Origin of the sequence: Leptolyngbya sp. AS-A5 (assembly GCF_039962495.1) — a bacterium.
Taxonomy (GTDB): Bacteria; Cyanobacteriota; Cyanobacteriia; order Leptolyngbyales; family Leptolyngbyaceae; genus Leptolyngbya.
Map to the genome: position 1 here is coordinate 250396 of NZ_JAMPLL010000001.1, position 19583 is coordinate 269978.

The 19583-nt window shown below is 47.5% G+C and carries 20 protein-coding genes and 1 pseudogene; 10 read left to right on the top strand and 11 right to left on the bottom strand.

Annotated elements, in window-relative coordinates; translation table 11 throughout:
• Positions 1-33: 33 nt before the first annotated feature.
• Positions 34-543: an allophycocyanin subunit beta gene (apcB, locus tag NC980_RS01280; protein WP_190378669.1), complete on the bottom strand. Its 510-nt coding sequence runs from the start codon at positions 541-543 to the stop codon at positions 34-36.
• 419 nt (positions 544-962) lie between these two features.
• On the opposite strand from apcB, the gene glnA reads away from it, so the two are divergent.
• The 3 genes from glnA (at position 963) to NC980_RS01295 (ending at position 6641) form a co-directional block, all read left to right on the top strand.
• The gene (gene glnA / locus NC980_RS01285) at positions 963-2381 is read left to right on the top strand and encodes a type I glutamate--ammonia ligase (RefSeq protein ID WP_190378670.1); all 1419 of its coding nucleotides are present in this window, start codon (positions 963-965) and stop codon (positions 2379-2381) included.
• Positions 2382-2526: 145 nt separating this feature from the next.
• A complete protein-coding gene (locus tag NC980_RS01290; RefSeq protein WP_190378671.1) occupies positions 2527-3642 on the top strand; it encodes a class I SAM-dependent methyltransferase in 1116 nt (371 codons plus the stop codon).
• Positions 3643-4652: 1010 nt separating this feature from the next.
• Entirely contained in the window at positions 4653-6641 is a 1989-nt protein-coding gene (locus NC980_RS01295) for a CHASE2 domain-containing protein (RefSeq protein WP_190378672.1), read from the top strand.
• Here the strand turns inward: NC980_RS01295 and NC980_RS01300 are convergent.
• The 6 genes from NC980_RS01300 to NC980_RS01325 all read right to left on the bottom strand — a co-directional run bounded on the left by NC980_RS01300 (position 6638) and on the right by NC980_RS01325 (position 11650).
• Complete coding sequence (locus tag NC980_RS01300) at positions 6638-7189, bottom strand: NUDIX hydrolase (protein WP_190378673.1); 552 nt, start codon at positions 7187-7189, stop codon at positions 6638-6640. The genes NC980_RS01295 and NC980_RS01300 overlap by 4 nt on opposite strands.
• Before the next feature lie 2 nt (positions 7190-7191).
• Positions 7192-8709 (bottom strand): RluA family pseudouridine synthase, encoded by a 1518-nt coding sequence (locus tag NC980_RS01305; RefSeq protein WP_190378674.1) that lies wholly within the window; start codon positions 8707-8709, stop codon positions 7192-7194.
• Between the two features lie 366 nt (positions 8710-9075).
• Positions 9076-9573: a hypothetical protein gene (locus NC980_RS01310; RefSeq protein WP_190378675.1), complete on the bottom strand. Its 498-nt coding sequence runs from the start codon at positions 9571-9573 to the stop codon at positions 9076-9078.
• Between the two features lie 177 nt (positions 9574-9750).
• On the bottom strand, positions 9751-10053 hold the full coding sequence (locus NC980_RS01315) for a hypothetical protein (RefSeq protein ID WP_190378676.1): 303 nt from the start codon (positions 10051-10053) through the stop codon (positions 9751-9753).
• Positions 10053-11102 carry an ABC transporter permease gene (locus NC980_RS01320; RefSeq protein WP_190378677.1) on the bottom strand — a complete coding sequence of 350 codons (1050 nt, stop codon included), beginning with the start codon at positions 11100-11102 and terminating at the stop codon, positions 10053-10055. The genes NC980_RS01315 and NC980_RS01320 overlap by 1 nt, the downstream gene beginning before the upstream one ends.
• 35 nt (positions 11103-11137) lie before the next feature.
• Positions 11138-11650 (bottom strand): adenine phosphoribosyltransferase, encoded by a 513-nt coding sequence (locus tag NC980_RS01325; RefSeq protein WP_190378678.1) that lies wholly within the window; start codon positions 11648-11650, stop codon positions 11138-11140.
• 114 nt (positions 11651-11764) lie between these two features.
• On the opposite strand from NC980_RS01325, the gene NC980_RS01330 reads away from it, so the two are divergent.
• Together NC980_RS01330 and NC980_RS01335 are read left to right on the top strand one after the other, a co-directional pair.
• Complete coding sequence (locus tag NC980_RS01330; protein WP_190378679.1) at positions 11765-12118, top strand: hypothetical protein; 354 nt, start codon at positions 11765-11767, stop codon at positions 12116-12118.
• Positions 12063-12803, top strand: coding sequence for an HAD-IA family hydrolase (locus NC980_RS01335; RefSeq protein ID WP_199298671.1), 741 nt, complete (start codon positions 12063-12065; stop codon positions 12801-12803). Before NC980_RS01330 ends, NC980_RS01335 begins: the two co-directional genes overlap by 56 nt.
• On the opposite strand, the gene NC980_RS01340 is transcribed toward NC980_RS01335, so the two are convergent.
• The 3 genes from NC980_RS01340 to NC980_RS01350 all read right to left on the bottom strand — a co-directional run bounded on the left by NC980_RS01340 (position 12772) and on the right by NC980_RS01350 (position 14993).
• Complete coding sequence (locus NC980_RS01340) at positions 12772-12963, bottom strand: hypothetical protein (protein ID WP_190378680.1); 192 nt, start codon at positions 12961-12963, stop codon at positions 12772-12774. The two genes, NC980_RS01335 and NC980_RS01340, sit on opposite strands and share 32 nt — an antisense overlap.
• A gap of 135 nt (positions 12964-13098) precedes the next feature.
• Positions 13099-13869, bottom strand: coding sequence for an ABC transporter ATP-binding protein (locus NC980_RS01345; RefSeq protein WP_190378681.1), 771 nt, complete (start codon positions 13867-13869; stop codon positions 13099-13101).
• Positions 13870-13871: 2 nt separating this feature from the next.
• Positions 13872-14993: a branched-chain amino acid ABC transporter permease gene (locus NC980_RS01350; RefSeq protein ID WP_199298672.1), complete on the bottom strand. Its 1122-nt coding sequence runs from the start codon at positions 14991-14993 to the stop codon at positions 13872-13874.
• Positions 14994-15249: 256 nt separating this feature from the next.
• Between NC980_RS01350 and NC980_RS01355 the strand changes: the two genes are divergently transcribed.
• Entirely contained in the window at positions 15250-16833 is a 1584-nt protein-coding gene (locus NC980_RS01355) for a glucose-6-phosphate isomerase (RefSeq protein ID WP_190378682.1), read from the top strand.
• On the opposite strand, the gene csaB is transcribed toward NC980_RS01355, so the two are convergent.
• Positions 16813-17862 carry a polysaccharide pyruvyl transferase CsaB gene (csaB, locus tag NC980_RS01360; protein ID WP_190378683.1) on the bottom strand — a complete coding sequence of 350 codons (1050 nt, stop codon included), beginning with the start codon at positions 17860-17862 and terminating at the stop codon, positions 16813-16815. The two genes, NC980_RS01355 and csaB, sit on opposite strands and share 21 nt — an antisense overlap.
• Positions 17863-18185: 323 nt before the next feature.
• On the opposite strand from csaB, the pseudogene NC980_RS01365 reads away from it, so the two are divergent.
• The 4 genes and pseudogenes from NC980_RS01365 to NC980_RS01380 form a co-directional block, all read left to right on the top strand.
• Positions 18186-18362: pseudogene (locus NC980_RS01365) on the top strand (type ISP restriction/modification enzyme); the annotation flags it as partial.
• A gap of 24 nt (positions 18363-18386) precedes the next feature.
• Positions 18387-18542, top strand: coding sequence for a hypothetical protein (locus tag NC980_RS01370; RefSeq protein ID WP_199298674.1), 156 nt, complete (start codon positions 18387-18389; stop codon positions 18540-18542).
• A gap of 35 nt (positions 18543-18577) precedes the next feature.
• The gene (locus NC980_RS01375; protein WP_190378684.1) at positions 18578-18781 is read left to right on the top strand and encodes a type II toxin-antitoxin system HicB family antitoxin; all 204 of its coding nucleotides are present in this window, start codon (positions 18578-18580) and stop codon (positions 18779-18781) included.
• Positions 18778-19002: a type II toxin-antitoxin system HicA family toxin gene (locus tag NC980_RS01380; RefSeq protein WP_190378685.1), complete on the top strand. Its 225-nt coding sequence runs from the start codon at positions 18778-18780 to the stop codon at positions 19000-19002. Before NC980_RS01375 ends, NC980_RS01380 begins: the two co-directional genes overlap by 4 nt.
• The last annotated feature ends 581 nt before the right edge of the window (positions 19003-19583 follow it).

Consider the following 19583-nt stretch of genomic DNA (forward strand, 5'->3'; position numbering starts at 1 on the left):
AACAACACTCTGCCCATTGACAAAAAAGAAGTCTTACAGATCCTTTTCGCCCAATTCCCGCGCCATATAGTCAAAGGGTTGATCCAGGAAGCGAGTATCTGCAATACCGGCTGCGGCAGCTTTCGATTTCACAATGTCCTTCATGATTTGAATACCGCGCACGGTCGGGCCACAAGGAACGCCTAACGAGTTGTAGGTCTCGCGCAATCCTTCTAAAACCCGCTCATCTAAAACATCCGTGTCGCCTGCAACCAGCGCATAAGTAGCATAGCGCAAGTAGTAGTCCATATCGCGCAGGCAAGCGGCATAGCGACGAGTCGTGTAAGCGTTTCCGCCCGGACGAATCAGTTCTGGATTTTCTTCAAACAACTGCGAGCCAGCTTGGCGCACAATTTCTGCGGCATCTGCATTAATCGTCGCAGCCGCTTGAACGCGAGCCATTCCGGTATCAAAATAAGTTTTCAGGCTGTCGATCGCATTGCGATCCAAATAACGCCCTGTAATGTCGTAGTTTCTAATCAGGCTTGTCACTGCGTCCCGCATGAAAGTCTTCTCCCAAAAATTGGCTCAATTTGAGTTTTGCCGAATTTCCCCGCTTTACAGCAAGCTTCGGGGATTCGTAAAAGATGTAAGCTCAGTTTACCACGCAGGCTTGAGCCTCCATGTTGAACCGTACCTTGGAGCTTGTCGCCAGATGAGATGATTGTTACAATTTTTAATTCTTGTAGAAGCGATCGCCAAGCCAGAATTCCTACTAGCCGTGCGCTTTGAGCCTTAATCAATACTTAATTCTGTAGAACGTAAATGATTTTGTATCTTCTGATACAAAACTGCGTTAAACCTGTTCCTACCATAATTCAGGACAGATTGCGGTGAGCGGACGGCATCCCTCTAAATGTCGATTCCTGATCCGATTCAATGCTCAGCGTAGAGCAAGTTACGCGATTTACTAGGAGTATTTCATGGCAACCCCACAAGAGATCTTGGCGAAGATCAATGACGAGAACATTGAGTTGATTGATCTCAAATTCATCGATACGCCAGGGATTTGGCAACACCTCACCCTGCACAGAAGCCAAATTGACGAAAGCAGCTTCACCGACGGCGTTCCGTTTGATGGATCGAGTATTCGGGGTTGGAAATCGATCAACGAGTCAGATATGTCGATGGTTCCTGATCCGGATACGGCATGGATCGATCCGTTTATGGAACACAAAACGCTGAGCATGATTTGCTCGATTCAAGAGCCGCGTACCGGACAGCCCTACAGCCGCGACCCGCGATCGATTGCCCAAAAAGCGATCGATTATCTGCAATCGACCGGACTGGGTGACACCGCTTTCTTTGGTCCTGAAGCAGAATTCTTCATTTTCGACGATGTTCGCTACGACCAAAACCAGCACGAAGGCTACTATCACGTCGATAGCGCTGAAGGCATTTGGAACTCTGGTCGCCAAGAACCCGGCGGAAACTTAGGATATAAGCCCCGCAACAAAGAAGGCTACTTCCCCGTGGCTCCGACCGATACTTCGCAAGATATGCGATCGGAAATGCTGTTGACGATGGCGAAGTGCGGCGTGCCGATCGAAAAGCATCACCATGAAGTGGCAACGGGCGGACAGTGCGAACTCGGCTTCCGTTTCGGAACACTGATTCAAGCCGCAGACTGGCTGATGACCTACAAGTATGTGATCAAGAATGTCGCTCGCAAATACGGCAAGTCTGTCACCTTCATGCCGAAGCCTGTGTTTGGCGATAACGGTTCGGGAATGCACTGTCACCAGTCGATCTGGAACAACGGTCAACCGACTTTTGCAGGCGATGGCTACGCAGGGTTGAGCCAAACTGCACTGTGGTACATCGGGGGTATCCTCAAGCACGCGCCGTCGCTGTTGGCATTTACAAACCCGACCACGAACTCCTACAAGCGCTTGGTTCCTGGCTTTGAAGCTCCAGTGAACTTGGCATACTCGCAAGGCAACCGCTCCGCATCGGTACGGATTCCGCTCTCTGGCACCAATCCGAAAGCGAAACGCCTAGAGTTCCGCTGCCCGGATGCGACCTCGAATCCCTACCTGGCATTTGCGGCAATGCTCTGTGCGGGTATCGACGGTATCAAGAACCAAATCGATCCGGGTTCACCGCTGGATGTAGATATCTACGAACTCAGCCCCGAAGAATTGGCAAAAGTGCCTTCAACTCCAGGATCGCTTGCTGAAGCGCTGAAGAGTTTGGAGACCGATCACGAGTATTTGACCACAAGTGGAGTCTTTACCGAAGACTTCATCGAAAGCTGGATCAGCTACAAGCTCGATCGCGAAGTGATTCCGATGAGCATTCGTCCGCATCCGTATGAGTTCATGCTCTACTACGACTGCTAAAGCGTTCTGATTTTGCATGAAAAAAGCGATCGGGCTAAGTGGCCCGATCGCTTTTTTCATGCAAAATCGTTCGCTCAAAGACGATTCTCACCGATTAGAATTCGTTACACTTATTCATAGTCGTAGATTGCTGCTTAATATCACCATGCCCGATACACTCACCAAGCTGGCATATCAAACTTTTCAGCAAGGCAAAAGCTACTTTGGTTTAGCGCATAAAGCTCTTAGCACTCAATTGCTTAACATCGTTGCGCCTGCTCCAGCCGAAACCAAGCCGAATCCAAAACCGCTCTCGTTTGAACTGATTCACACCATCCAAAAGCGCATGGATGCCATTCTTGAAACCGATTGGCAAGATGCCGAAAAAGGAGTTTATCCTGCAAGTCTCTTGTTCGATAATCCCTGGGACGATTTCTTCCGCTACTATCCTGCCGTTTGGCTGGATCTGCCGGAAATGTGGCAGCGCGTGAATCAAAAGCGCCATCAAGACTTTGATCCTGGAGTCGAGACACAAGGATTACCCAGCTACTATGTGCAAAATTTTCATCATCAAACCAATGGTTATCTGAGTGACGAGTCGGCGAATCTGTATGATTTGCAGGTTGAACTTTTGTTCAACGGAACTGCTGATCCAATGCGCCGTCGAATCCTCGCGCCCCTTAAAGACGGCTTGAGCGCATTTAGCGATGTGCTACCACATCAAATCAAAATTCTAGATGTCGCCTGCGGGACTGGACGCACTCTGAGAAACATTCGAGGAATGTTGCCGAAAGCTTCGCTGTATGGCGTGGATTTATCCGCTGCCTATTTGAGAAAAGCAAATCAATTACTGTCTCAAGTGCCCGGAACGCTGCCGCAATTAGTGCAAGGCAATGCAGAAGAGCTGCCTTACCTGGATAACTACTTCCACGCGGTGACGAGCGTATTTCTATTCCACGAACTGCCTCCCGCAGCTCGTCAAAATGTGATCAACGAAGCCTTTCGCGTGGTGAAACCAGGTGGAACTTTTATCATCTGTGACTCAATTCAGATGGCTGACTCACCGGACTTGTCGATCGCCATGGAAAACTTCCCGGAAATCTTTCATGAACCGTATTACCGCCATTACACGACTGATGATCTGACCAAGCGGTTGACCGATGCTGGCTTTACAGGAGTGTCTGAGCAGGTTCACTTTATGAGTAAGTATCTGATTGCGAAAAAGCCGATCGGAGTTCGTCTAGAACCTGAAGGCGCTGCGGTTGGTATTGCGATCGGTTAGGTATCAGATAGTCATTTGAGTTTTGCCCTTCTTTCGGATTGAAAGAGGGGCTTTTTGTGATTCATCGGTTGGTAAATTTATACGAGCTGGAAAAAAGTAGATTAACTCATCTCTTGAGTTTACAGATTTTGAAACAACTTGTTGAATGCTCGTAGTTCAAAAACCTTCAGATTAGTTTGTAAATCTTATTAAGTAATTCAAATTTTAAACAGTAGGAAGGCAGTTTGACAAAGCTGCCTTCAACTGTGATCCATAATTAAAATGGCAAAGCGTCTCCTAAAAAATACGCAGATTGTTCTTAAGACTGAAGCCTTTGCAATCTAAGTAAGGCTTGCCTTCCAATCCTAATGTTTACAACGGCAAACGCACTTCATCTAATCTGCACAATTGAGCGAAGCAGCCTTGTCAAATCTTGCTTAAATTATGCGTAAGTTTGCTGAGAGGCAGAGCGAGATGAATGTAGTATTTTAATTGCGACGGTCAACTTCAGCAAATTGGCGGGTTGACAAACTGGCTAATTTTGACAGGTCAAGTGGAGCAATTCTGCTTAAGCAAAATTCTTGATCAACGTGCTTAAAAATTGACTCCCCAAGCCCGCTCTACTGAAGTCCTGTTGTGCCAGTGTTCACGATCTTTCCCTGTAATTCGTTGCTGTTCAATCAGCGATCGAGTGCGTGGAAGATCTCCGATTCATCAGCGTCCATCTACTAATCACAACCATGTCTCTTAATCAAATCTCTCGTAACTTCTGTAGTCTCAGTATAGTGATGGGGTTATTCCTCAGCCTAGTATTCATTTCACCCGTTTGCGCTCAGATTAAGCCACCCCCCGGCCCAGGAACGCCGAGCGGGACAGCCGGGGGTGGTTCACGATCGTAGCCAGTTCAACTTTGTAATGGACAACTTTATCAACCCTGACCTACAGTCGTTACAGGATTGTAATCACCACACTTCAAGGTTAAGAAGCAGTTGAAACGAGTGCGGCAATGGGTAGGGGTTGGGCTGAGCGCAATGACTGTCGTCACGGCAGTGGTTGCGCTCCAGCTTGCAGGCGGATTTCAGCCACTCGAACTCATGACGCTCGACTATTGGTTTCGCCTGCGTCCCCCTGAAGCCACCGATCCACGCATTGTGGTGGTGACGATCGACGAATCTGACTTTAATGAGATCGGGCGATATCCGATTCCAGACCAGCAGCTTGCGGATGTATTAAGCAAAATTAAGCAGCAAAAGCCGCGTGTGATTGGGATAGATATCTATCGCAATCTGCCGATCGAGCCAGGGCATAAGGCTCTGCGGCAAGTCTACGCAACGACTCCCAATCTCATCGGCGTAGAGAAAACTTTGAGCGGCGCAAATCTGCCCTCGGTTGATCCGCCTCCAATCCTGAGAGATCGGGGGCAGATTGCCGCAAGCGATTTGGTGATTGATTTCGATGGGAAAGTCCGCCGGAACTTATTATCTCTACGGGTTAATCCGATTTGGGGTAAGCAGGAGCGAACGATCGAAACGTTGGGGACGCGGCTGGGTTTAGAGTATCTCAAACGGGAAGGGATTAAGCCAGTTCAGCGAGGGAACGGATTTGAGTTGGGTAAAACTCGTTTGGAGCCGCTACAGCCAAATTCAGGCGGCTATGTTCGCGGGGACACGGGTGGCTTTCAAGTTTTATCGAATTTTCGTAATTTGCAGGGGCAGTTCACGTCTGTCAGTTTTACCGATGTGTTAAACGATCGAGTGCCTGCACAGTTAATGCGCGACCGAATTGTTCTATTGGGTTCAATTGCAGAAAGCCTGAACGATCGCTTTTTCACGCCTTATTCCAGCGCCGCAAAGCTGACTGCAGCAGGCGTTGAAATCCATGCGGACTTTGCCAGCCAATTGATTAGTGCAGCTTTGGACAACAGACCGATTTTGCGGAGTGTATCAGACTGGATTGAGGCAATCTGGCTGCTGCTGTGGTTGGGTGTAGGGACAGTGTTGGGAGCACAACTGCGATCGGTGCAGCGAATGATCACCTACATGATCGGCATTGTTCTGGCGGGAGTGCTTTCGGTGTATGGGCTATTTTTGGGAGGATGGTGGATTCCGATTGTCACCCCGCTTGTAGGATTCGGCGCTATTGTGGTGGCAACGCGGGGGTATCTCATGTGGGAGTCACTGGCACGATCGCACGATACTTTACAGGATTATGCACGCACACTTGAGCAGAAAGTGCAAGAGCGTACCCAAGCATTAACAGAGCAAAATGTTGAATTGATGCGAGCAAAACAGGAGGCGGAAGCTGCCGATCGTGCAAAAACCGCGTTTCTAGCGAATGTAAATCATGAATTAAGGACTCCTTTGTCGATTATTTTAAGCAGTAGTGAGTTGATGAGTTACGACAAGGCACTGACTCCAAAACAGAAAGAGCGCTTAGGTTTAATTAATCAGAGTGTGGAACATTTGCTGGATCTAATTAATGGAGTGTTGGAGTTAGCCAAACTTGAAGCAAAAGCCGAAACGGTTGAGATTGAGGAGATAGCACTAAAACCATTGCTGTACAGCTTAATAGAAATGTTTGAGTCGCAAGCGATCGAGAAGTGTTTAAGTTTATCGATCTCCTGTACGAGCGACATTCCAGATTGGATTGAAACCGATGAGCGAAAAATACGACAAGTGCTAATTAATTTGCTGACGAATGCGTTGAAGTTTACTAATGAAGGAAGCATTGCTTTACGAGTATTTCCTGTGAAATCTTCTCTACTGCGGTTTGAGGTAGAAGACACCGGAATTGGCATTGCAGATTATGAGATTCAAACCTTGTTCAAACCGTTTACGCAAACAGAGTCAGGGCGTAAATCCGGTAAGGGAACAGGATTAGGTCTATCGATCAGTCAGCAGTTGCTGCAACTTCTTGGTACAAGGCTTCAGGTTCGGAGTATACCGAATGTTGGGACGCTGTTTTGGTTTGAGTTACCAATCGCGCCGACGATCGCTTCTGAAGCCGATTTGATTTATTAAATCTGAATCATCGACTTGCGGATCATGCGCTCAATACCTGGATCAAGTTGGAGCGCGTTGAGTTGATCGAGTGAAAACCATTCTGCTCGAACTGCATCTGTAGCAGGCTGCAAGGGTTGAGAATTGGTGAGGCAAAGATAACGAAAATCAAAGTGTAAATGGCTCGGATATTTTTTGGTGTCTGGAATCCGATGGACATCGATGTCGAGTAGACAGGTTTGAGCACGATCGAGCGTAATTCCAAGTTCTTCCTGGGCTTCTCTAAGCGAAACGGTGAGCAGATCGGGTTCTTCGGGTTCTGCGTGTCCGCCAGGTTGTAACCAACGATCGAGGGTTTTGTGATAAATCAGCGCAAATTGCTGCGTGTCTTTTGCAATTACCCAGGCGCTTCCGGTAGCGTGTCCGGGTTCAAAGCAGAATGAGTCTGTAGGATCGCTACTCTGACGGAAATGATCGAGAATTGCAACTTTGTGGGCGGCTTCGGTGGAGTCGATCGGGGTATGGGCTTCGACTGCGGTAAGGATGGCTTGAATTGAGTCGGGTTGCATCGTTAGAAAGGGGTTGTAGTGTGTAGGGCGATCGTTTTGCCTAAGATCGGGTGTGTAAATTGTAAGTCGCGGGCGTGTAGGTGGAGGCGATCGGATGGAGTTGTGCCGTAAAGGCGATCGCCGACGATCGCGGCTCCTAATCCTTCAGCGGCATGAACTCGTAATTGATGCGTTCTTCCGGTGATGGGGTGAAATTCAATCCGGGTCGTTTCTTGCAGGTCTAATACTTGGAAGTCTGTGATGCAAGGTTTTCCAAATTGGTAATCGACTTTTTGCCTGGGTCGATCGTTCGGATCGCTCCAAAGCGGTAAATCAATTCTGCCTTGGTTTTGTATTACCTTTCCCAATAAAATTGCTTCGTAAACTTTGTGTATTTTGCGTTGCTGAAACTGTTGGCTCATCAGTTTATAAGCTTGTGCATCACGAGCAAAAATGATTAAACCAGATGTGTCTTGATCTAATCGATGCACTGGGATTAACGGCTCAGAGAAGCGATCGAGCAAACAATCCTGTCCATATCGTCCGCGCACTGAAAGCAATCCAGTAGGTTTATTCACCACCATAAGCCAGTCGTCTTGGTACACGATGTCGATCGATCGGTCGATCGACTCTAATCCTGAGAGTAAGAATCCCATCATAGGTTGGCATCGCTCCGCACAGGCACCGTAAAACTCGCCCTGAACTTTATCTCCAACAGATTCACCCCACCAAAACTCTGCCATTGCTAGCGGCTTGAGCTGATGGGTTGCGGCATAGTGGAGTAGTTTTGGAGCGCAGCATTCTCCGGTTCCAGTCGGCATTGAGGTAAGGAGACTAGAGAGCGATCGTGTTTCTCCAGCAAAATTTGTGACGCGGTAGCTCTCATACATTTGAGACTGAAGCTGTTGTGATAGCTGTTTGCGTTGCTGTTTCAGTTGTCGAATTTGCTCATCGGCTTGATCAATGATTTGCTTTAGGGAATTTAAGATTGCGGTACGATCGCGTTTCAGATTACGTCGCTCAATTCCATCCCGCTTACTTTGCTCATCTAGGTCAGAATTATGCTCAGCATTTTTTCGCTTATCTTGCCGCTCTAGTTTTCGCTGACGGTGTTGTTCAGATAGGTCCTTAAGTCTTCGATCGTATTCTTCAATTAATTGCTGATATTGTTGACGTTCAGGAATCTCGCATTGTTGAATAATTTGTTTTTTCAGCGATTCCAATAGTGTTAATGTAATTGATTCTTGATGCAGAATACGATCGCGCCCCGGAATCGGTGAAACCCAGCTATCGACAACACTTTGTCCATTCAACAACCCCGAAAATGCCTTTAAAGTCTGCTGTTCTCCTTCAGCAGTTTCGGTGAGCAAAACACCGTACATCTTACCCTCTTGTGAATACTGCTCATCAGCGGCAAGTTCTTGCATTAATTGATGCGCGATCGCTTCAATAAATTTCGTGCGCGGTAAGCGGAGAGGCTTGTGCGATCGAGGACAAATTCCCTCATACCAATAAGTTGCCTCGATGACGTTTCTACCCATTTATCAAACTACGACAAAATATCTATGTCAGGATTGAGGAGTGATTTATCTTTCCAACCAAGCACAAGCTATTACCTGTCTAATTCTTTGTCAATGGTGATCGAACGGCTATCAAGATATTCATCTTTTTCGTTATAACGATCAGCGAGGATATGTCTATATTCCTGCTGAGAGGCGCTGGATGCCCTACATGAGCGGCGCCCCGATGCAGAAGCAGTATGGTTTAATGCACCTACATCGGTTGATGAAGTTCAACAGCAGTTTGAAAGATTCCAGCAGATGCAAAACCAAAGGGAGAATTACGATAAAAGCCCATAAAAAAAGGGGCGATTGCCCCCATTTTGCCTTACTGTAGGTTCGACTAAATTACTCGTCCATATCCATTGCCTTTGCGGTTTTCTTCGCTTGCTTTTCAGCTTCCTTTGCGGTTTTCTTCGCTTGCTTTTCAGCTTGCTTTTGCGCTTTCTTAGCTTCTTTCGTCAGCTTTTCTGAACCTTCGCTTGCCTTGCCAGTTGCCTTCTCTAAGCCTTGCTCGATTTTCTCCTCGATCGAGTCTGCACTGGTGTTTGAGGGGCGCTTCATGTTGTAGAAGCCAGCCGTCCCTTGCACTTCATTCAGTCCGCCACCCTTTGTACGATCGCGCACTTCTTCTAAAGATTGCAACCCACCTTTGTCGATCGTTTCTCTTGCAGCACCCTCATATTCTTTTGCCGCTTTGGTCGTCGATGCACTGGGTTCATTCGCCATCGGTTTGTCTTTTACAACCGCTTGAGCAGACGCGCTCGGCACAAACGACGAGAACAATAACACCGCACATAAGCAGATGGTTAACACATAACGGAGTCCAGATAACAGAGATTTCATACAAATACCCTCCAAAGGTACAGCAATTTTTCTTAGGATTCTGCAAAAGTGAAATTCAGCAGCATCGCATTAATCTGCCCTTATCTACTCAAAATTCTGCCTTCACGAACATCTGTAACCAGGGAGAGTTTCATTAAACACCAACCCTGCCGAAAGGCGGATGAGCCTGCTTGTCTATTATCCCTTTGAGAGAAATTCAATCGTCGGAATCAAAGGATCTTTCACCATGCCAAATCCCTTGTAGCCCCAGCGATCGAGCAAGGGTCTCAGTTGTGACCCGGAGATCAGTTCCGTGACAAAACGATCGCTCATCTCGCCTGCAAATTTATTCAGGTATCCGAGTGCATCATATTGCTCCTGAAACAAAAGAACATATCCATGTTCAGGCGATCGCACCTGGTCATCACTCAGCTTGGGGTAAGCCGCGAGATAACTGCCGTCGGTTCTCGATCGAATTAAATAATAGGATTGCGAAAACATTAATTCAGGTCTTCCAGACTAATCCGGGGATCAACTGCCTTTAATAGTAGATCAGCCAGCAAGTTTCCCAGAATTAACATCACGGCTCCCATCATTAGGCTCGACATAATTAAATACAAATCTTGTGCTTGTACCGCTTGTAGAATCAGCCTTCCCAGCCCCGGTAAATTGAAAAAGTTCTCTGTAATAAATGCGCCACCCAGCAGGCTGGCAAATTCAAATCCTAGCAAGGTGATCAACGGGTTGATGGCATTTCTCAACGCATGAACATAAATAACGCGATTCTCTGGAAGCCCTTTCGCACGAGCCGTCTGAACATAATCTTGGCGCAACACATCGAGCAACTGTCCTCGCATAATGCGCTGCAATCCAGCGAAACCCGCGATCGCTAGCGCCAAAGTCGGTAAAACTAGATGCCACGCTACATCAAGAACTTTACCTAACGGAGTTAAGTCGGCAAAATCAATACTGGTTAAGTCTCCCACTGGAAACAGGGGGGAAGTATTCTGCGCGAAAATTAACAGTAACAACGCCGTAATAAAGCTTGGAAATCCCTGTCCGGTGTAGCTCAGAACTTGCAGCGCTCGATCGACCCATCTTTGCTGCTTAATCGCCGCCAGCACACCCAGCGGAATCGCCACACCCCAAGTCACAATCAGCGAAGTAATGGCGAGTAACAAGGTCGGCGGCACTCGTTCCCAGAGGAGCGAAACCACCGAGCGATTGTAAACGAAACTTGTGCCAAAATCGCCTTTAGTGATAATGTTCCACACCCATAAGAAAAACTGTTCGATCCAGGATTTATCTAAGCCATATTGCCGCCGCAGTTGATCAATTCGCTCTGGCGAAATTTTTGGATTTTCGCGCAAGGTATCGAGATAATCTCCGGGGGCAAGCTGAATAATGAAAAAGCTCAACGCTGCGGCAAGAAAAAGCGTAAATAATGCCTGCAACAATCGCTTGAACACATAGATCGAAGTGTCGCTCGTTAAAAGCTCAACAACTCGATCCAATCCAGATCGAAATCTTCTCGGTGTAGAGGTCGTCATAAGGGATTTTTGCGATCGGTTTTGTGATTATAGCGCTAGTATTCGACGAGTGTAATGATGGGAACTTGAGGCAGTCGATCGCGCCCCTTCAGGTCTTTCAGTTCGATCACAAAAGCGCATCCAACCAGTTCGCAGCCAATTTGTTGAATCAATTTTGCGGTCGCGCCTGCGGTGCCACCTGTTGCGATTAAATCATCGACCATCAGGATTCGGCTTCCAGGGTGTACAGCATCTTGGTGCATTTCCAAACAGTCGGTGCCGTACTCTAAGTCGTATTCGATCGCGTGAACGGCTGCGGGTAGTTTTCCAGGCTTCCGCACCGGAATAAAACCGATATCCATTTTGTAAGCTAACGGCGCACCGAAGATAAATCCTCTTGACTCCATTCCGACAATAAACTCTGGATTGAGATCCGAACATTTCTCGGCAAATAGATCGATCGTAGCTTTGAGTCCGGTGGGATCTTGCAAGAGCGTTGTGATGTCTTTAAACGAAATCCCGGGTTTGGGAAAATCTGGAATTTCGCGAATAAAAGGTTTGAGATCCATAGTGATTTAGGGCAAACGGAACTGAGATATCTCACAAGTTATCATTCAAACTGATCAAGTTGAGATACGCTTGAACATAACGAATCGCGCAGTATCAATGTCTCTCCAGCAACAATGTCTCTTCAGCAACAGATCCAACAACAGCGAATCAAACACATTATTAGTAGCTATCAATTAGATGGCGAAGATCATGAGTTGTGCGATGCTTGCTTGACGGCAATGTTGCAACTGTATCCGACTGGACTAATTGAGTTGGCATTGGTGGAAACAATTTTGCAAAATTGGGCACGGGTTCCAATGGTGCGCGGGATTGATTTTTTTCGTCAAGTTCAAGAATTGCTAGACCGATGGCAGACCGATTCGATTGCCGTTTCATTTGATGCCGCAGAATTTCAACTGGTGACGGGACTCGATGCCAGCCCGATTTTTGGCTCACCCAGTTCTCCGGCTTCGATCGCGCAGCGCTAATCTACGCTACTCTAAGGTGAAGTTTTATAAAGGTAAGGTTGTGCTGGCTGCCATTCTCTACGACTTAGACGGAACGATCGCGGATACTGATCCGGTTCATTTCATCGCTTGGCAAGACTGCCTCAGTGAATTTGGAATCTCGATTAATGAAACGATTTACAAACAGCGAATGAGCGGTCGAACCAATCCACCGATCATCGCAGAATTTTTACCTCAATTGACCCCGCCTGAAAGTGAAGCGCTCGCCGATCGCAAAGAAGCCCGATTTCGAGAATTAGCCACTCAACTGCAACCGATGGCAGGCTTACTGGAGCTAATCGATTGGGCAAAGCAGCATTCTCTCAAGCAAGCGGTGGTGACGAATGCGCCTCGCGAAAACGCTCACTTTATGCTGCAAGTGCTGAAGTTAGATCAGGTGTTCGATCGCTTAATTTTGGCGGACGATCTCGGCATTGGTAAACCCGATCCTGCGCCTTACAACTATGCGCTGAAAGAGTTTGGCTTAGAGGCGCATCAGGCACTCGCCTTTGAGGATTCACCATCAGGAGTGCGATCGGCAGTTGCAGCAGGAATTCCAACGATCGGCATTACCTCCACTCAAATGCCGGAAACCTTAAACGGACTAGGCGTGAAATTTGCGATCGCTGATTTTACTACTCCTGAGCTTTGGGCGCTGCTGAAGTAGCGTTATAAGGAATTCCCCAGCTATCTGCGATCGTTTCCATCCAGTCAAGGTCAGGCGAAATTTCTTCTAGACTGACAAACGCATCCAGCATTCCTCCAACTTCGTCGGTTGCTTGCGCTTTCGGAGTCGTTTCTGAATCACGAAAAGATGAAGGCTGCATGATGACTATCCTCAATGGGGCTTGAATTCTTTACAGAAACTTTTTAAAGATGAAGTCTCCATCGGCAAGAATACTGAGCAGATCCCGCTTGCGTCAACCTTCTAAACTGTGATTTCACGCGGGTCGATCGCCGCCCTATTGACCTAAATACGCTTCTAACACTTTGGCATTCGATTGAATTTCAGTGGGGCTACCTTCTGCGAGATTGGTTCCTTCTGCTAAAACCCAGACGCGATCGCACAACGACATAATCACGTCCATGTTGTGTTCAATAATCAAAAAAGTGAGTCCTTGGCTGTTCCAATACTGAATGTATTCACAGATTTGATTGATCAACGTAGGATTGACACCGGCTGCGGGTTCATCGAGTAAAACGAGCTTTGGACGAGTCATCAAAGCGCGGGCAATCTCTAACAGTTTGCGCTGACCGCCGGAGAGTGCGCCCGCGTAATCGTTTGCTTTTGCTGCGAGTCCGACCGATTGTAGAATTTCCACTGCTCGATCGCGGTTCTCCCGTTCCTCCTGTCGAATGCGGTTCGAGAACAACCAAGTATTAATAAAATTCTCTCCGGTCTGCTTTTGAGCCGCTAACAGCATATTGTCCATGACCGACAAGCGCGATAGCACTCGTGCGACCTGAAAAGTGCGAATCATGCCGCGTTGAGCGATCTCGTGGGGTTGGAGCGATTCGATCGCTTCTCCATCAAATAACACTTTGCCCTGATCAGGTGGAATAAAGTTTGACAACAGATTGAATAGCGTCGTTTTCCCGGCTCCGTTAGGCCCGATCAATCCCGTAATGCTGCCCGGAAGCACTTCGATCGCAGCATTATTCACGGCTTTGATGCCACCAAAACTCTTCATCAGTCCCGTGGCAGCGAGAACGGCGGTGTTTGAAGTCTGCATCGTTATTTCCCCAGCGTCAGTTCGTCTTTATTGCCTAAAATGCCTTGCGGTCTGAACAGCATTAACACCATCAAAATCAGTCCGATCAACATAATTCGCAGTGCACCGATTTGGTCTGCACCGAGCGGCAGGATGCGCTCTAAGTCGCGGGTAAATGCTGTGTAAGCCCAATAGATTCCTGCGCCTAAGAGTGTTCCAGCGTTATTACCTGCACCGCCGAGAATCATAATAATCCAGGCTTGGAAGGTAACGATCGGTTCAAAGTTTGTTGGATACACGGTGCTAAGTTGCCATGCGAAGAATGCACCCGCAATTCCGGCAATAAATCCGCCTAGCATCAAGGATTGCAGTTTGTAGAGAAAGACATTCTTACCGAGCGCTTTCGCCACTTGTTCATCTTCTCGAATCGCTTTCAGAACACGCCCCCAAGGGGAATGAACTAATCGCTCTAACGCCCAATACACCAGTGCTACGGTGAGCAAAGATAGAAACAATAAGCCGTTGCGGGCTTGATTGCTCGAATAGTCATAAAGCGCGATCGCGCTGACTAGCGCCAATCGCAGAATTAGGAAAATCAACACCCCCGAAGCGATCGCCCCCAATGTTCGCCGCTTTTTAACACGCACGATCAACTGCTGCGCTAATTTCCACGCGACAAATCCAAAGATGGGCAGCACGATCGCGATCATGCCAATGCGCGTCCCGATCGTGGGACGAAACTCTCCCAATGGAAGCGGAAAACTCTGAACTCCGAAGGCTCCCTTAGTGAGCCAGTCTTCATTTAGCGCCACGAGTCGGACTAATTCGGAAACCCCGATCGTCACGATCGAGAGATAATCCTCGCGCAGTCGCAGCGTCGAAAATCCCATCAGCAACCCCAAAAACGCTGCCAAAAATCCTCCAATCAGCACCGCAATTAAAATTGGAGTTCCTGAAAGTGTTAACAGGGACGTTGTATATGCTCCGATCGTCATAAATGCCACATGACCGAAATTAATCAATCCGGTGTAGCCCCATTGCAGATTTAGTCCCAAGCTAAAAATTCCGTAAATCGCAACAGACACAATCAGAAACACCAAATAACCGATCAATCCGGGATCGAATGAGAAGAGATAATCCAGCATAGGGATGAGACGTGCACTTTTGTAATGAAATCGTATCCTAAGCGGGGACACAATCTGTGGCAATTCCTACCAGAAGGCGACTTTGCTCATCAGTATGGCCATCCTCAGTTGAATAGCGATCGAGGAAGCTCAACCCCCTCACAAACCTGGTGACCCTCTTCGCCAGAACAAATTCCTTAAATCTTCCCTACTCCCTACTCCTCCGCTCCCCCACCGCTTATAAACTAGCATCAGAGCTACACAATAGAGGCGACGTATGACTGCTTCAACACTTTGGCAACGATATCAAGACTGGCTGTATTATCACGACGGACTATCCCTGTATTTGGATGTCAGTCGAATGCGATTTGACGATCGCTTTGTCGAATCGATGCTGCCGAAATTTGAACAAGCGTTTGCCCAGATGAAAGACCTCGAAGCAGGCGCGATCGCAAATCCAGACGAAAATCGCATGGTCGGTCATTACTGGCTGAGAGACCCGAATCTCGCGCCAAACGATGAGCTGAAAGCCGATATTATTGAAACGATCAAGGCGATTGAAAATTTTGCGCGTGATGTGCATTCGGGTGCAATTCATCCACCGATCGCTGAGAAATTTACGGATGTTTTGTCGATCGGGATTGGCGGTTCTGCATTAGGCCCGCAATTCGTTGCGGAGGCATTGGGTGGAGGGTCTGCTTTAGCGATTCATTTCATCGACAACACTGATCCGGCCGGGATCGATCGCACGTTAGCAAAATTGGGCGATCGCTTAAACACAACGTTAGTGATTGTGATTTCTAAATCGGGCAGTACGCCAGAGCCGCGCAATGGAATGCTGGAAGTTCAGAATACTTTCAAGCAGAAAGGATTGGATTTTAGCAAGAACGCGATCGCTATCACGGGTAGAGGCAGTGAACTCGATCGTTTAGCCAAATCACAGGGCTGGTTGACGACTTTCCCAATGCACGATTGGGTGGGCGGTCGGACTTCGGAACTGTCAGCAGTGGGGTTAGTTCCGGCTGCACTGCAAGGAATTCCCATTCAACAAATGCTGGAAGGAGCGCGAGAAATGGACATTGCAACTCGCGTTCCCAACTTGAAAACGAATCCTGCGGCGTTGCTTGCTCTGAGTTGGTACTATTCTGGCAACGGCAAAGGCGAAAAAGATATGGTCGTTCTGCCGTACAAAGATAGCTTGCTGTTGTTTAGTCGGTATCTGCAACAGTTAGTCATGGAATCGCTCGGCAAGGAAAAAGATCTTGATGGAAACACTGTGTATCAAGGGATTGCGGTTTACGGCAACAAAGGTAGTACCGACCAACACGCTTATGTGCAGCAATTACGCGAAGGTGTGCCGAATTTCTTTCTAACGTTCATTGAAGTGTTGCACGATCGTGCTAAATCCTCGATCGAAGTTGAACCTGGTGTGACTTCCGGTGATTATCTCTCTGGCTTACTCCAAGGCACTCGCAAAGCATTGTATGAGAACGATCGCGATTCTATTACCGTGACGATTCCCGAAGTGACTCCCCGTCACATTGGCGCTTTGATTGCACTGTACGATCGTGCTGTCGGTTTCTACGGTTTCTTAGTCAATGTCAATGCGTATCACCAACCGGGTGTAGAAGCGGGCAAGAAAGCCGCTGCCGCGATTCTCGATCTACAGCGCAAAGTGGTAGAAGTCTTGCAGCAGGAAAAAACGCCGCTCCCCCTGCAAACCTTGGCAATTAATGTTGGAAAACCGGATGAAGTGGAATCGATTTACAAAATCGTGCGGCATCTAGCAGCAAACGATCGCGGCGTTAAGCTTCATGGAGATTTATCTAACCCGGGAAGCTTAACGGTGAGCGCGTTCTAACGCTTGCTCTAGCACCATTTGATGAAACAGAGCGCGATCGACTAATCCATAAATCTGATCGTCTGAGAGCGCGTCTCCGTTCGCGTACAACTCGATCCACATCCGACTCAACTCATTCGCATCTGTAGGTAGATCCGCGATCGCGCATCCCGGCATTTCCAGATCGCTCATGAGTTGAGTTACTTTCGGATCGTAGCTCAACCCAAAACAGCGACAGCCTTCCGCCGCCGCCATGATCAATCCGTGAAGCCGCATTGCGATCGTCATTTCCACACCCCGGAACACGCCTTTTAATTCCTGTGGATGATGAATTTGCAGAATGTGACTGACTTCGGGTAGCTGTTCGTAGAGCGATTGCGCGATCGCAAAATCTTGACTGGCTTGGAATGGCAGTAACAGTAAGCAAGTTTGTGTGGCTTTCTGAAAGTCAATCAAAGCACGAGTGAAAACGGCTAAGCGTTCCGGAGTGAGATGCCGATGCGCTCGCAAATTTACCGCAACTCTGGGCGCAGGTAGATTCCATAAGCCTGTCACGGGTGTCGATTCCATCGCCCAAACCGGATCAGGTGCCAGCGTAAACGGAATTTGCCATTCGTGTAATAGCGCCGCAGAAGCCCGATCGCGCACACTTACCCCGGTACAGTGCTTAAAGGTCGATCGCGTTAACTGCTTCACCCACGATCGCTTGAGCGGCCCGATTCCTTGCGCCCATGCGATCGTTTTCAATCCCATGATTTGCGCCAATCGCATCAGTCCACCGTAATAAATCGGATTCATTGCACTGGTCGCATCCTGCATCAAACTGCCACCGCCCCAGATAAACGCCTCGGAGCGGCGTAAGGCACTCAGCACCGCAGGGAAAGATTTACGATCGACCGCCTCCACTCGATAGCGATCGCGAGTTTGGGCAGGATCACCGGATAGCACGATCGGTTCGACATCATCCGGCAACAATTGCAGCAACGAAGCTAATAACGCCTCATCGCCTCCGTTTCCCATGCCATAGTAGCCACACAGAACTGCACGCATAAGCGATGCTCGGAACTTCTAGAATTGAACAGGTGACATTAACTCTACTATGACGGCTCTCCCTAGACTCAAGATTGTGCGCCAAAATTAAAATAAGGTAAGATACTGGGTTTCGATCGCTGCTCAATCTGGATTTCCTCAAAAACGATTGTCTGAGGAAATAGGCGACAGCAGCAGACCAAACTCAGTAGGGCAATGATTTAATGTCGTCTCTCTTTTGATGCTTACCTAAAGTCAATTCAGAAAAACTTGCAGAAAGGCAGTGAGCGTAGTCATTATCCGGCGCTGAAAGAATTGCTGGATGATTCAGACAAGGCGAAAAATTAGTAGTCCTGCATCTAATGAAATCAAAGAAGCTCAACAAACTAATCACAAAACTAATCGCAAAAATGAGCGGTGATGGAGAGAATACTGTTACCGAAGTGACCTACAAATCTACAGAACAGCGAGTTTATATTAACCGCGATCGCTATTTTGAAGGCATCTCATCCCAAATGTAGAAATTCAAAATTGGCGGCTATCAAGTGCTAGATAAATGGCTAAAAGACCGCAAAAAAGCGAATCGCACCTTATCATTTGATGATGTATTGCACCATCAAAAAATCGTCGTTGCTCTCAAAGAAGCCGCACATATTATGAACGAGATCGATCAACTGATGCCCGGTTTCCCGATCAAGTAGACCCTCTTATCATGAAGTATGAAGGAGAAAGCAAAATGAAATGGCGAGTTATCCTAGAAATTGATCCCGAAACAAAAGATTGGTCAGCTTGGTGTCCAGAATTGCCGGGTTGTGTTTCGGCTGGAGAAACCGAAGGAGAAGCGTTAGAAAATATTCGTGAGGCGATCGGACTATATCTTGAACCAGATCCAATCGAATTAAAGTCAGGTGCGATTTTGAGAGAGGTTTTAGTTGAATGAGCCGCACTCGACGTATGAATGCGGATGAAGTAGAGCGCATTCTGGAGAGCAATGGCTTTGAGCTTATTTCCCAAAAGGGCAGTCATCGCAAATGGCGAAATCTCGATCGTCAGCTTCAAGTGATTGTGCCTTACCACAAGAAACGCGATTTGCCGATCGGGACACTCCGCAACATTATGATTAGTGCGGATATTCCAGAAAGTGAATGGAAAACTGAGTAGAGTAACTAATAGTTAAAATCTATCACGCTGATCTCTGTTGCTCTCAAAGAAACAATGCAATTAATGGAAGAAATCGATCAACTCATTCCAGGATTTCCGATCGAGTAGACATCGCCGCAGTCTTACAGCAGTTAGTAAGCTAAGGTAATACATTGCTTTTTGGAGTTCTCATCATGAACACAAAACGAGTTGCTGACATGACGATCGACGATCTCAAAGCATTTGTAACACAGGTAGTGGAAGAGAAATTGCAGCCAGCACCGAGAGATCCATGATCGCTGCAAGAAATTCTAGAATCGATTGATCGTCATATGTGGACTCCTCCGCCTGGGCCAAAATCTACCCTTGAGCTACTGTGCGAGGATCGCGATTGATGACAACACGCTATGTCGTGGACACCAGTATCGTGGTTCAACGCTTTATTGTCGATCGCTTTACTCCACAAGTCAAAATTCTTTTCTCTCAACTACAAATAGAGGTTGCTCTTGTTATTCCAGAGTTCTGCCTACTTGAATGTACAAATGTATTTTGGAAATAGGTACGGTTCCAAGGAATGCCCCTGTCAGAAATCGAGTAAAAGA

What these genes read in the sequence shown, in the direction of transcription:
- NC980_RS01315 (WP_190378676.1), bottom strand. Translation starts at nt 10,053, where the DNA reads ATGTTTTCGCAATCCTATTATTTAATTCGATCGAGAACCGACGGCAGT.
- NC980_RS01290 (WP_190378671.1), top strand. Translation starts at nt 2,527, where the DNA reads ATGCCCGATACACTCACCAAGCTGGCATATCAAACTTTTCAGCAAGGC.
- NC980_RS01300 (WP_190378673.1), bottom strand. Translation starts at nt 7,189, where the DNA reads ATGCAACCCGACTCAATTCAAGCCATCCTTACCGCAGTCGAAGCCCAT.
- NC980_RS01380 (WP_190378685.1), top strand. Translation starts at nt 18,778, where the DNA reads ATGAGCCGCACTCGACGTATGAATGCGGATGAAGTAGAGCGCATTCTG.
- NC980_RS01335 (WP_199298671.1), top strand. Translation starts at nt 12,063, where the DNA reads ATGCCAGCCCGATTTTTGGCTCACCCAGTTCTCCGGCTTCGATCGCGC.
- NC980_RS01350 (WP_199298672.1), bottom strand. Translation starts at nt 14,993, where the DNA reads ATGCTGGATTATCTCTTCTCATTCGATCCCGGATTGATCGGTTATTTG.
- csaB (WP_190378683.1), bottom strand. Translation starts at nt 17,862, where the DNA reads ATGCGTGCAGTTCTGTGTGGCTACTATGGCATGGGAAACGGAGGCGAT.
- NC980_RS01320 (WP_190378677.1), bottom strand. Translation starts at nt 11,102, where the DNA reads ATGACGACCTCTACACCGAGAAGATTTCGATCTGGATTGGATCGAGTT.
- NC980_RS01330 (WP_190378679.1), top strand. Translation starts at nt 11,765, where the DNA reads ATGTCTCTTCAGCAACAGATCCAACAACAGCGAATCAAACACATTATT.
- NC980_RS01355 (WP_190378682.1), top strand. Translation starts at nt 15,250, where the DNA reads ATGACTGCTTCAACACTTTGGCAACGATATCAAGACTGGCTGTATTAT.
- NC980_RS01305 (WP_190378674.1), bottom strand. Translation starts at nt 8,709, where the DNA reads ATGGGTAGAAACGTCATCGAGGCAACTTATTGGTATGAGGGAATTTGT.
- glnA (WP_190378670.1), top strand. Translation starts at nt 963, where the DNA reads ATGGCAACCCCACAAGAGATCTTGGCGAAGATCAATGACGAGAACATT.
- NC980_RS01310 (WP_190378675.1), bottom strand. Translation starts at nt 9,573, where the DNA reads ATGAAATCTCTGTTATCTGGACTCCGTTATGTGTTAACCATCTGCTTA.
- apcB (WP_190378669.1), bottom strand. Translation starts at nt 543, where the DNA reads ATGCGGGACGCAGTGACAAGCCTGATTAGAAACTACGACATTACAGGG.
- NC980_RS01345 (WP_190378681.1), bottom strand. Translation starts at nt 13,869, where the DNA reads ATGCAGACTTCAAACACCGCCGTTCTCGCTGCCACGGGACTGATGAAG.
- NC980_RS01375 (WP_190378684.1), top strand. Translation starts at nt 18,578, where the DNA reads ATGAAATGGCGAGTTATCCTAGAAATTGATCCCGAAACAAAAGATTGG.
- NC980_RS01340 (WP_190378680.1), bottom strand. Translation starts at nt 12,963, where the DNA reads ATGCAGCCTTCATCTTTTCGTGATTCAGAAACGACTCCGAAAGCGCAA.
- NC980_RS01325 (WP_190378678.1), bottom strand. Translation starts at nt 11,650, where the DNA reads ATGGATCTCAAACCTTTTATTCGCGAAATTCCAGATTTTCCCAAACCC.
- NC980_RS01295 (WP_190378672.1), top strand. Translation starts at nt 4,653, where the DNA reads ATGACTGTCGTCACGGCAGTGGTTGCGCTCCAGCTTGCAGGCGGATTT.